The sequence below is a fragment of the Anabaena sp. FACHB-595 genome (assembly GCF_048568275.1).
Classification (GTDB): Bacteria; Cyanobacteriota; Cyanobacteriia; order Cyanobacteriales; family Nostocaceae; genus Trichormus.
Genome location: NZ_CP183473.1, coordinates 1,254,612 through 1,266,641 on the forward strand (window position 1 = coordinate 1,254,612; position 12,030 = coordinate 1,266,641).

9 protein-coding genes are annotated in these 12,030 nt (G+C 43.7%); 6 read left to right on the plus strand and 3 right to left on the minus strand.

All coding sequences use genetic code 11. The features are described from left to right. Nucleotides 1-9: 9 nt before the first annotated feature. Nucleotides 10-2,892, plus strand: a complete 2,883-nt coding sequence (gene ileS, locus ACN222_RS05335) for an isoleucine--tRNA ligase (RefSeq protein ID WP_010995247.1) — start codon at nt 10-12, stop codon at nt 2,890-2,892. A 66-nt stretch (nt 2,893-2,958) separates the two neighbouring features. Then, nucleotides 2,959-3,564, plus strand: a complete 606-nt coding sequence (locus ACN222_RS05340; RefSeq protein ID WP_044520808.1) for a Uma2 family endonuclease — start codon at nt 2,959-2,961, stop codon at nt 3,562-3,564. Nucleotides 3,565-3,744: 180 nt separating this feature from the next. Here the strand turns inward: ACN222_RS05340 and ACN222_RS05345 are convergent, their stop codons facing one another. Both ACN222_RS05345 and ACN222_RS05350 read right to left on the minus strand, forming a co-directional pair. Then, entirely contained in the window at nt 3,745-4,629 is an 885-nt protein-coding gene (locus ACN222_RS05345) for a ParA family protein (protein ID WP_010995249.1), read from the minus strand. Nucleotides 4,630-4,985: 356 nt separating this feature from the next. Then, nucleotides 4,986-5,969, minus strand: coding sequence for a GntR family transcriptional regulator (locus tag ACN222_RS05350; protein WP_011320433.1), 984 nt, complete (start codon nt 5,967-5,969; stop codon nt 4,986-4,988). A 201-nt stretch (nt 5,970-6,170) separates the two neighbouring features. Between ACN222_RS05350 and ACN222_RS05355 the strand changes: the two genes are divergently transcribed. Together ACN222_RS05355 and ACN222_RS05360 are read left to right on the plus strand one after the other, a co-directional pair. Further along, a complete protein-coding gene (locus ACN222_RS05355) occupies nt 6,171-6,917 on the plus strand; it encodes a dienelactone hydrolase family protein (RefSeq protein ID WP_010995251.1) in 747 nt (248 codons plus the stop codon). 143 nt (nt 6,918-7,060) lie between these two features. Beyond that, a complete protein-coding gene (locus ACN222_RS05360; protein ID WP_010995252.1) occupies nt 7,061-7,978 on the plus strand; it encodes a S1 RNA-binding domain-containing protein in 918 nt (305 codons plus the stop codon). A 69-nt stretch (nt 7,979-8,047) separates the two neighbouring features. On the opposite strand, the gene ACN222_RS05365 is transcribed toward ACN222_RS05360, so the two are convergent. Next, complete coding sequence (locus ACN222_RS05365; RefSeq protein ID WP_049942362.1) at nt 8,048-9,112, minus strand: potassium channel family protein; 1,065 nt, start codon at nt 9,110-9,112, stop codon at nt 8,048-8,050. Between the two features lie 150 nt (nt 9,113-9,262). Between ACN222_RS05365 and ACN222_RS05370 the strand changes: the two genes are divergently transcribed. Both ACN222_RS05370 and ACN222_RS05375 read left to right on the plus strand, forming a co-directional pair. Further along, nucleotides 9,263-10,546 (plus strand): aspartate aminotransferase family protein, encoded by a 1,284-nt coding sequence (locus ACN222_RS05370; protein ID WP_010995254.1) that lies wholly within the window; start codon nt 9,263-9,265, stop codon nt 10,544-10,546. Nucleotides 10,547-10,900: 354 nt separating this feature from the next. Further along, complete coding sequence (locus ACN222_RS05375) at nt 10,901-11,923, plus strand: tetratricopeptide repeat protein (protein ID WP_010995255.1); 1,023 nt, start codon at nt 10,901-10,903, stop codon at nt 11,921-11,923. The last annotated feature ends 107 nt before the right edge of the window (nt 11,924-12,030 follow it).

Genomic DNA, 12,030 nt, shown 5'->3' on the forward strand with positions numbered 1-12,030 from the left:
CATGAAGCTGTGACGGAAACTGGAAGTTACAAAGATACCGTAAATTTACCCAAGACCAATTTTGATATGCGGGCGAACGCCATTAAGCGGGAACCCGAAATCCAAAAGTTTTGGGAAGAAAATAAAATTTTTGAGAGCCTGTCGCAAAACAACCCAGGTGAATTATTTATACTGCACGATGGGCCTCCCTACGCTAACGGCTCACTCCATATTGGTCATGCCTTAAATAAAATTCTCAAAGATATTATTAATCGTTACCAACTGCTGCAAGGTCGAAAGGTTCGCTATGTACCCGGTTGGGACTGTCACGGCTTACCAATTGAGTTGAAAGTTTTGCAAAATCTCAAGTCAGCAGAACGGCAAAATTTAACACCACTACAACTGCGGCAAAAGGCTAAAGAGTTTGCTTTGGCTACGGTTGATAACCAACGCCAAAATTTTAAACGTTATGGTGTTTGGGGTGACTGGGATAATCCATATCTGACGCTAAAGCCGGAATATGAGGCGGCGCAGATTGGTGTATTTGGGCAGATGGTTTTAAAAGGCTACATTTATCGGGGTTTGAAGCCTGTTCACTGGAGTCCTAGTTCTAAGACGGCTTTGGCTGAGGCGGAATTGGAATATCCAGAAGGTCATACTTCCCGGAGTATCTATGCGGCTTTTCCTGTGACTAGTTTCGCTGAGGCGGCAAAACCTTTATTAGGTGAGTATTTGCCTGATTTGGGTGTGGCTATCTGGACTACTACACCTTGGACAATTCCGGGGAATTTGGCGGTGGCTGTCAATGGCGACTTGAATTATTCTTTGGTGGAAGTTTCGCGCATAGGCGCAGAGACGCAAAGTAATTTCAAGTATCTCATCGTGGCGGCCGATTTGGTAGAACGGTTGGCGGCGACTATCTCGGCGCAGTTGACTGTGAAGGCGACTTTTAAAGGGAAGGAGTTGGAACATACTACTTACCGTCATCCTTTATTTGATAGAGAAAGTCCGGTGGTTGTGGGTGGTGATTACATCACAACTGAATCGGGTACTGGGTTGGTACATACTGCGCCCGGTCATGGTCAAGAAGACTATGTTGTGGGTCTGCGTTATGGGTTGCCAATTCTTGCACCTGTGGACGACAACGGCGACTTTACCCAAGAGGCGGGACAGTTTGCGGGGTTGAATGTGTTGGGTGAGGGAAATCAGGCGGTCATTGATGCGTTGACTGCTGCGGGTTCCCTGTTGAAGGAGGAAGCTTATGCACACAAGTATCCTTATGATTGGCGGACGAAGAAGCCGACAATTTTCCGGGCGACTGAACAGTGGTTTGCTTCGGTGGAGGGTTTCCGGGATGAGGCACTAAAGGCGATCGCTGCTGTAAAATGGATACCAGCCCAAGGTGAAAATCGCATCACGCCGATGGTGGCGGAACGTTCTGACTGGTGTATTTCTCGTCAGCGTTCTTGGGGTGTGCCGATTCCGGTATTCTACGATGAGGAAACCGGCGAACCTCTACTAAATGAGGAAACTATCAACTATGTGCAAGCCATCATTGCCGAAAAAGGTTCTGATGCTTGGTGGGAGTTGTCGGTAGCGGAATTATTACCGGAGTCCTACAGAAATAATGGTCGGTCTTACCGCAGAGGTACAGACACAATGGACGTATGGTTTGATTCTGGTTCTTCTTGGGCTTCTGTAGTTAAGCAGCGTCCAGAGTTACGCTACCCGGCTGATATGTATTTGGAAGGTTCCGACCAGCATCGCGGCTGGTTCCAGTCGAGTTTGTTGACTAGTGTGTCAGTAAATGGCATTGCACCTTACAAAACTGTATTAACTCACGGCTTTGTTTTGGATGAACAAGGGCGGAAGATGAGTAAATCAGAAGGGAATGTAGTTGACCCGGCTATTATCATCAATGGTGGTAAAGACCAGAAGAAAGAACCCCCCTATGGTGCAGATGTTATGCGGTTGTGGGCTTCTTCTGTAGATTACACCGGGGATGTGCGTTTGGGTGGCAATATCATCAAGCAACTCAACGATGTCAGAGGTAAGATTCGCAATACGGCGCGGTTCTTACTGGGTAGTTTGTATGACTTTGACCCAGAAAAAAACGCTGTACAGTTTGAAGAAATGCCGCAGTTAGATAAGTATATGCTGCACCGTATCCGTGAAGTGTTTGAGGAAGTGACAGAAGCTTTTGAAAGTTTCCAATTCTTCCGCTTCTTCCAAACGGTGCAGAATTTCTGCGTGGTAGATTTATCTAACTTCTACTTAGATGTTGCCAAGGATAGACTATATATCAGCGCCCCTGATGCTTTCCGCCGTCGCAGTTGTCAGACAGTGATACACATTGCTTTAGAGAATTTAGCACGAGCGATCGCACCTGTACTCTGTCACACGGCAGAAGATATCTGGCAATATCTCCCCTACAAAACACCCTACAAATCAGTGTTTGAAGCTGGTTGGGTGCAGGTAGAAGAAAAATGGCATAATCCAGAGTTGGCGGAATTTTGGCAACAATTACGCCAGTTACGCACCGATGTTAACAAGGTGTTAGAACAAGCTAGGGTAGAGAAAATGATTGGTTCTTCCCTAGAAGCGAAAGCTTTGATTTACGTCAAAGATGCCAACTCCCGCAAAGCCATCGCCACGTTAAATCCTGAAGTTGGTAACGGCGTGGATGAACTGCGTTATTTATTCTTGACATCCCAAGTAGAGTTATTAGATTCTGCTGACAAACTGCAAGATGGGAAATATACCTCCCAGTCTGATAGTTGGGGAATTGGGGTAGTGAATGCAGAGGGGCAAAAATGCGATCGCTGTTGGAACTACTCCACCCATGTGGGAGAATCAGCAGAGCATCCCCTGTTATGTGAAAGATGCGTTCCTGCCTTAGCTGGTGAGTTTTAGAACAGGTTTAACATGAATGTAGGGACGTTTTATTCAACGTCTCTACGTCAAAATTCAGATGGGATTATGAACACGCAATCACCTGTAGCCACAGACATCTTAGGAATGGTGCTGAAAATGCAACCAAACATAATCGTTAGTGACGAGCAATTGTTTGATTTCTGTCAAGTAAACCGTGATTTTCGCATTGAACGTAATCACTTTGGAGAATTATTGATTATGCCACCCACAGGCGCAGAAACAGATGAACGCAATTTTAATTTAATTGTCCAGTTAGGTATTTGGACAAAGCAAGATGGTACAGGTGTAGGTTTTGGTTCTAGCGGTGGTTTTACCTTACCTAACGGTGCAGTGCGTTCTCCTGATGCAGCCTGGATTAAAAAAGCCAGATGGGAAGCAATACCTGTAGAACAAAGAAAGAGATTTGCGCCTATTTGTCCTGAATTTGTAGTGGAACTGCGTTCAGAGACAGATAATTTGAAAACATTACAAGAAAAGATGGAAGAATATATAGATAATGGTACAGAATTAGGTTGGTTAATAGATAGAAAACAACGTAAAGTATTTATTTATTGTCCCGATCAAGCTGTAAGAGAATTAGATAATCCTTCCACATTAGGTGGTGAAGATACACTACCAGGATTTGTTTTAGATTTAAGTCAAATTTGGTAAATAATTAATAACATAATACCAATTTTAAAAAACAATACGACAAATAAAGCATTTGTAGAGACGCGATGAATCGCGTCTTATTCACCCAATGATGTGCTGCTAAAGTCGGTAATAGATAATTTTTACCATTACCTATTACCAACTCCCAAGATTATGAGAAATGCTTAAGCAGACATAATATTACAACTTCTGCAACAACTCCTGAGTCAACTGCAAAAATGCCTTAGAACCGGCTGACTGGGGTGCATTCAACACCGCCGGCATAAAACTATCTACCGCTTTCGCAACATTAATATCGACTGGGATTTGTGCCTTACAAATTTGTTCTACACCAAAATCTTCAACAACACGGTGCATTACTTGTTTGTAATATCTACCAGTTAGTAGATTAGTATTGCACATACTGAAAACAATTCCCAGCATTTTGATATTTATCTTTGCTTCTTGTTCATGACTTTCTTTTAATTGACCAATACGTCTTTCTAAAAGTTGAATTCCTACCACAGATAAAGGTTCTGGCTTGGCAGGTAACAGGTAAAAATCACTAGCAGATAGGGCGCTACGTGTCATTAAATTATAACCAGGGGCGCAATCTAAAAGAATAAAATCATATTCGTCACGTACTGGTTTTAAGATGTTATTAATCAAGACTCTTTCAAAGCGATTCCAAACGTTTTCAAAGTCTTGTTCACCTAAAGCAACTGTTTGTCTGTGCAACATTTCTGAAACGACAAACTCATCATATAAGTCGATATCTCCTGGTAATAAATTTAGTCCGGGGAGATTACAGACGTTAGTTTGAATAATATCGTTGATTGTCAGCTTGCCGTTGGGGTCTGGATTAATAACATCATCGATTAGATATCTGAAAGTTAGTCTTTGTTTGCGGCGCTTGGCAAAATCTAAAGGTGACATCAGGCTGAGTGTGGCGCTGATTTGCGTATCTAAATCCAGCACCAGCACCCGCTTACCATAATTTTTCGCCAAACAGGTGGCTAAGTTAACAGTGAGGGTAGTTTTCCCCACACCGCCTTTCATATTTGCTGTAGCAATTACATATCCCATTTGTGATTTCCTCTGATGACGCGTTCCCATTTGGTAGCGTACACCCGTTCTGAATAATTGAATCTCCCGTTAAATTTTATATTTACTGTGGTACGCTTGCCAGTTGTCAGTTTTCGGCTTGCGGCTTTGCAGCTAGCCAAGTCTTGTAGACTTCGCAAGCGTCTCGTAGAGAGGAGAAACGACGTTCGCGCAGCGTGTCGTAGACAAGCAATCGCAAAAACCACGGGATTATGTGATTACTATGCTGCGCTCGTAATGACAATTTAAGGGGCTATAACGCCTGAAACCCTTGTATATAGTATTTGTGTGTACACCGTAGGCGTCTTTGGAGAGGGGTTATTCCGAATTTATCGAACTTACCCTAATCCTAGTTCTCGTTTGAGTAAGTTAATTGAGTTTGCGCCGATGTAATTATCTACCTTAATGAGTTTTGGTGGACGGATTATGTCTTCGGAGGCGGCTTGGACTGCGGCTTGCACGGTTGCATAACAGGCTTGGTCGCAGATAATCACTTCGGCGCGCTTGACGATCGCCTGCATTTTGTAATTATCTTTTGGTTGGGTAGTCATGACTAATAACTCGTCACCCCGCAAGCCGTGGAGGATGACTTCTGCTTGGCGACCAATTCCAGAACTGAGGCTGACTATTCCTACACAATTATCTTTGGGTAGGTTTTTCAGCAGATTGATTTCTTTGTTGTAGTCGTAGATATCTAGAGGGATGACACGGATAGCTTTAGGGGCGGCGATCGCTTCCACATCGTTGATAAAATAGCGACTGGTAACAACTGTGGCTGAGGTGGTTTTATCCAGCACGGCGGCTAACTCATCTATCGCCACTATCTGCACGGGAATTTCTAGTTCTTCTTCTAACTCATAAGCCATTAACTCCCCCACACCCATATCTTGAGTGGGGGATGCTACCAGTACCCGCGCACTACAACGCAAGCGCCAGTCAATTTCTGCCAAAAAGATTTCTCTTGCTTGACTGAGTGAGTAGCCTTGTCCTAGTAATTCATCAAGTGCTTGTTGTAAAACTTTTGATGCTTCAGGATGTTGTGTGAGGATGGGCGATTGTAACCTACTACCGCCTTCATGACCTTGAGCGCGGACATAAATTCCTGAGCCTGCTAAACTTTCGACAAAACCGTCTTCCTCTAACTGACGATAGACTTTACTAATAGTATTGCGATGTAACCCCGTTTGCATTGCCAAAGCCCTAGTGCTAGGCAATTTGTATGCAGGTGGATATTGCCGAGAAGCGATCGCAAACCTGAGTTGGTTAAATAGTTGGGTTGATGCGGGAATCTCACTATCTGGCTGAATACGGAATTGAATCATCACCCAAACTCCTGAATAAGCAATTCAAAATTCAACATGAAGAACAACCAAGAACCCAAACATTTTGGCGATTTTATGTTGGGTATTTTCGGGTTTAAATTTCTTATGTGGTGACTATTGGTAGTTGATATTTTCATAGAAGTAGCCTAGTTATATCAAATAATTAGAGAAATTCACCACACAACGCGGGTAAAAATTATTATGACTGAGCAAGTAGTTGCCACAGAAACCGTTAACCTTTCGCAAGACAGTCTACAAATAGCTGCGTACTTAGCGCAGCCACAAGCACCAGGTTCCTACCCAGGAGTTGTAGTTTTACAGGAGATTTTTGGCGTTAACGGTCATATTCGGGACGTAACCGAACGGATTGCTAAGTTAGGGTATGTGGCGATCGCTCCGGCGCTATTCCAACGTCAAGCACCAGGCTTTGAAACTGGATACACACCCCAAGATATTGAAGTTGGTAGAGGTTACGCGATGCAAACCAAAGCATCAGAGTTACTAAACGATATTCAAGCAGCTATAGATTATCTGAAAACTCTCCCCCAAGTGAAACAAAATGGCTTTGGTTGTATTGGCTTCTGCTTTGGGGGTCATGTAGCCTATCTTGCTGCCACTTTACCAGATATCAAAGCGACTGCCTCCTTTTACGGTGCGGGAATTGCTACTCGTACATTTGGCGGCGGGAATCCTACTGTCACCCGTACACCAGAAATCAAAGGCACACTATATGGCTTTTTTGGTACGGAAGATGCCAGTATTCCCCCAGAGCAAATAGACCAAATCGAGACAGAGTTAGAAAAATACAACATTTCTCATCGTGTGTTCCGCTACGATGGAGCTGATCACGGATTTTTCTGTGACCGTCGTGCCAGCTATAATCCTCAAGCAGCAGCTGATGCTTGGGAGCAGGTGCAACAACTATTTAAGACTGTGTTAACAACATAGGTTTAAAGACTCCAATTCCCATACCACCACCTTAAGCGGAGCCTTGTTCATTAAGAATTACGTAGCTTGCTTACCGTAGGGTATTACGAATTATCAATTCCCTTGGTTTCTAATAAAATAACAACAATTCAATTTCAATAGTCATGAATTCCGAATCGAAACTATCTCAAAAAGCCAACTCGTCTTTCACAATGGACGACTTTGCCAAAGCACTAGAAAATCACGACTACCAGTTCCAAAAGGGGCAAGTTGTTTACGGCAAGGTTTTCCAACTTGATCCTGATGGCGCTTATGTTGATATTGGTGGCAAGTCGTCAGCTTATATCCCCCGCGATGAGGCTTCTTTGAGGGCAGTTAACGATTTAGCGGCAGTCCTGCCGTTGCATGAGGAGCTTGAGTTTATTATCATCCGTGAACAGGATGCAGAAGGTCAAGTAACTCTTTCTCGACGGCAGTTAGAAATAAATCATATCTGGGAAAAACTGGCGCAAATGAAGGAAAATTCCCAGCCGGTGGATGTGAAGGTGACAGGTGTGAATAAAGGTGGTGTCACTGTTGATGTTCAAAGCTTGCGGGGATTTATTCCGCGATCGCACCTCACAGAGCGTGATAATTTAGAAGCCCTTAAAGGTCATACTCTCACGGCTGGCTTTTTAGAAGTAGACCGCAATAACAAAAAACTCGTCCTTTCCCAGCGTTTGGTAACTCGTTCTAGTAACTTCAATCAGTTAGAAATTGGTCAACTAGTAGAAGGTAAAATAACTGGAATTAAACCTTTTGGTGTGTTTGTTGATTTAAATGGTCTCAGCGCCTTGTTACATATCAAACAAGTTAGCCAAAAATTCATCGAATCTCTAGAAAAAGTCTTTCAACCTGGTCAAACAATTAAAGCTATAGTTATCGACTTGGATCAAGGTAAAGGTCGAGTGGCTATTTCTACCAGAGCCTTAGAAAACTTCCCTGGTGAAGTGTTAGAAAATTTCGAGGAAGTCATGGCTTCAGCCGAAGCACGGGCTAACAGAGCTGCTAATAAAATGAATGAAGGGGGTGTGGGGGTATAGGGGTTTAGGGGTTTAGGGGTTTAGGGGTAAATCTTTCTTTTCCTTACACCCTTACACCCTCACACCCTTTTAAATATTCTTTGGCTTACGTAATTGCTGAGAACCAATTGGGCCGAGAATTTGGTTGAGGGTGCGTAGTTGGTCGGCTGTACCCATGCAAATCAGTGTGTCTCCCGGCATTAATACCGTATCGCCTGTGGGGCCGCCGATCAGCATACCATCTAGACGACGAATAGCCAGGACTAATGCCCCACTTTGCGATCGCAGTTTGGCTTTTTGCAAGCTTTGACCAACGAAGGGACACAAGGCTGGGTCGAGTAAAAATTCTTCCATGTAAAGTTGACGGTCTGCACCTGTGAGAATCCCGTCTACAAAGTCTAATACTTGCGGTCTGAGGGCGGCGGCCGCCATCCGCTTACCACCTGTGATATATGGGGAAATGACGGCATCTGCACCGCCTCGCTGTAATTTTTGCAGAGCTTCTTCTGTGCTGGCTCGTGCGATCGCTCTAATTCGGGGATTCAGTGTTTTTGCTGATAAAACTGTGTATAAATTTTCTGCATCAGAAGGGAGGGCCGCAACTAAACAAATTGCCCTCTCAATCCCAACTCTCAAGAGAGTATCATCAAGTGTGGCATCTCCTTGGAATGCTGTATGCCCCTCTGCTTGAGCCTTTTCTATCGACTCGGCATCAGAATCAATCACCACAAATGTTACATCTTCCGCCCGAAATTCCTTAGCAATTTGGCGACCAGTCCGACTAAATCCACAAATGATGTAGTGTTCTGATAAGGATTCCATTAAGCGCCTCTGTTGTCTGAGCCGAATACCTTGTTGAAAGTAGCCCTGAATAACTGCTTCTGTAAACCTGTTGACAATGTAGCCAAGATTGACTACACCCAACAAAATTAAGGCAATAGTAAATAAGCGTCCACGACTACCAAGAGGGTTGGTTTCGCCATATCCTACGGTAGCTAAGGTAATAACTGTCATGTAAGCTGCATCTTCCCATGACCAACCCTCAACAAAGCGATACCACAAAGTACCGAGAATTAATACACCACCGAGAGCGATCGCCCCGGCCATTAACTCTTTTTGGATGCGTTGGTATTTCTGTTCAAGAGTTGAATACAAAATTATTTTCCACTATTGCCACAGGTTTGAGGATATATAATGTTAAGCTCAAGAGAAAGTAAGAAACACAATAAATAAAAATTTATTTTTAAGAAACTCTAGGAAACTAGTAAGTAAGTATACAATCAAAAATCCGCAGGAGGAGCGTTAGTGAGCCTACAAACTCTCATTGAGCAAGCCACGAACCCCCCAGAGTCAGGTTCTGCTGCATCTAGCCCCTTTAGTACAGATAGCTTTGACGCATCTGTTATGTCCACATACGGACGCTTTCCCCTCGCTTTAGAACGGGGTGCAGGTTGCCGAGTATGGGATACCCAGGGCAAAGAATACCTAGACTTTGTGGCGGGGATTGCCACTTGTACACTGGGACACGCCCACCCAGCTATGGTAGAAGCGGTGACACGCCAAATCCAAAAGCTGCACCATGTATCTAATTTGTACTACATTCCCGAACAAGGTGAATTAGCCCAATGGATTATTCAACACTCCTGCGCTGATCGGGTATTTTTCTGTAATTCTGGCGCTGAAGCCAACGAAGCCGCTATTAAACTGGCTCGTAAATATGCCCATACAGTTTTAGACATAGAAAAGCCTATTATTCTCACCGCCAATGCCAGTTTCCACGGACGGACATTGGCAACTATTACCGCTACTGGGCAAGCAAAGTATCAAAAATATTTTGACCCCCTAGTACCCGGATTTCACTATGTAAATTACAACGATATCAGTGCGGTAGAAGCAGCTATTAGCGAGTTAGACGAGGGAGATTACCGAGTAGCGGCAATTCTCATCGAACCATTACAAGGGGAAGGCGGTGTTCGTCCTGGTGATGTGGAATACTTCCAAAAGCTGCGGCAAATTTGTGATGACACCGGCATTTTGTTGATGTTCGATGAAGTGCAGGTCGGGATGGGACGCAGTGGTAAATTGTGGGGTTATGAATACCTGGGTGTAGAACCAGACATTTTCACCAGCGCCAAAGGTTTGGGTGGTGGTATCCCCATTGGGGCGATGATGAGTAAGAAATTCTGCGATGTCTTCCAACCAGGAGAACACGCCAGCACCTTTGGTGGTAATCCCTTTGCTTGTGGTGTAGCGTTGGCTGTGTGTCAGACCTTGGAAAGGGAGAATATTTTGCAGAATGTGCAAGATAGAGGGGAACAGTTAAGGAGTGGCTTAAGAGCGATCGCTGCTAAATATCCCCATCATCTAACTGAAGTTCGCGGCTGGGGTTTAATTAACGGTCTGGAATTAGCCGCAGATATTCCATTAACTGCTGCTGATGTCGTCAAGGCTGCTATCAACGAGGGCTTATTGTTAGTACCAGCCGGGCCAAAGGTCGTCCGCTTTGTACCACCATTAATTGTCACAGAGGCAGAAATCAACACCGCCTTAAAATTACTGGAAAAAGCATTAGCAACTGTGACAGCGTAAATCATAGACTGCTGGCAAAAATAGCGAAAATAATCACCGCCGATACACACCAATGAACGCTGATAAATGTCTGTGTTCATCTACTGAAATCGGCGGCTTATTTTTATCAAAAATCTTCACTACTTGAGCTAGATGCAATTTTGGAAATAGAACATAATTGCCAATAAAGATATACTTTGCTCACTCGATATCTGATTATTGCTCTAATAATCCCGATACGATACCATCTTGATCTCTTTACGTCTTGTATCTAAAGGTAGAAAATAAAGGTTAACTTAAAGTTGGGCAACCTGAGGAAGGTTCTATCTGCTCAAGAGTAACCTGCCAATTTATATGCAGTACAACTGAGGTCAAATGACGCAATCTTGCAATCGAGTCAACGTTTGGGAAGAACGCCGTAACGAAGCTAATACATACTACAAGCAAGGAAAATTTTCAGAATATCTCGATTTAGTAACAGAAAATTTACAATTAGCTAGAGCAATTCCAGACCGAGCTAAAGAAGGTCATACATTGAACGATATTGGTTTAGCATATCTTGGGTGTTGGCAACCGCAAAAAGCATTAGATTGTTTCCATCAGGCCTTGGCTGTAGCTGTAGAGATTGGTAATATCCAAGCAGAAGCCACAGCTTTAAGCAATCTAGGTTCTACTTGCAGTCGTCTCGGCAAACTTACCCAGTCCCTAGAGTACTTTGAGAAAGCCGCGCAAATATTTAGAGAGTTACAAGATACTCAAGGTGAAGTTTCCACCCTCAATGATATGGCGCTAATTTACATCAGATTGGGTGAACCAAAGCGATCGCTCTTGCTGCAAAATCAAATTTTAGCAATGCGGCGTTTGTTAGGAGACTTTTCTGGTGAAGCCACCACACTTAATGGCATTGGATTCGCCTATAGTGTTTTAGGTGAGTTTGAAAAAGCACTCAACTATCTTCAACAAGCACTACCTATTCAAAAAGCAGTCAAGAACTTAGCGGGTGAAGCCATAACTCTGAACAACATCGCTTCGATCTATCTAGACTTAGGGCAACCCAAACAAGCCCTGTTACTCTACCATCAAGTTCTGTTAACACGCCAGTCCATAAGCGATCTTCCCGGCGAAGCCACTACTCTCAACAACATTGGCTTTACCTACTCTAAATTGAGCAGTCATCGCAAAGCACTGAAATTCTACAAACAAGCACTTGTCATTTATCAACAACTAGGAGATTCTCTCGGAGAAATTTCGACTTTGTTGAATATGGGTAATCTTTACGTCACCACAAAACGCAAAAAGTTAGCTCTATTGTGTTATCGCAATGCTCAAACACTAGCTGAAAAAATTGCAGATCAGACGATCTTTGACAAAGTAAAGCAGTTTATGGATGCTCTGTGAACTACCCCACCTTGCCTTCTGCTGAGGGTGGGGAATTTCGCCGAATTTGTTAAACAAAGCGCTTCATGAGCAGATGAATCCACAGGAAACTCCGAAACCAAGGCTAT

Coding starts and splice junctions, on each gene's coding strand:
- ACN222_RS05375 (WP_010995255.1), top strand. CDS start 10,901: ATGACGCAATCTTGCAATCGAGTCAACGTTTGGGAAGAACGCCGTAAC.
- ACN222_RS05350 (WP_011320433.1), bottom strand. CDS start 5,969: ATGATTCAATTCCGTATTCAGCCAGATAGTGAGATTCCCGCATCAACC.
- ACN222_RS05355 (WP_010995251.1), top strand. CDS start 6,171: ATGACTGAGCAAGTAGTTGCCACAGAAACCGTTAACCTTTCGCAAGAC.
- ACN222_RS05345 (WP_010995249.1), bottom strand. CDS start 4,629: ATGGGATATGTAATTGCTACAGCAAATATGAAAGGCGGTGTGGGGAAA.
- ACN222_RS05340 (WP_044520808.1), top strand. CDS start 2,959: ATGAACACGCAATCACCTGTAGCCACAGACATCTTAGGAATGGTGCTG.
- ACN222_RS05360 (WP_010995252.1), top strand. CDS start 7,061: ATGAATTCCGAATCGAAACTATCTCAAAAAGCCAACTCGTCTTTCACA.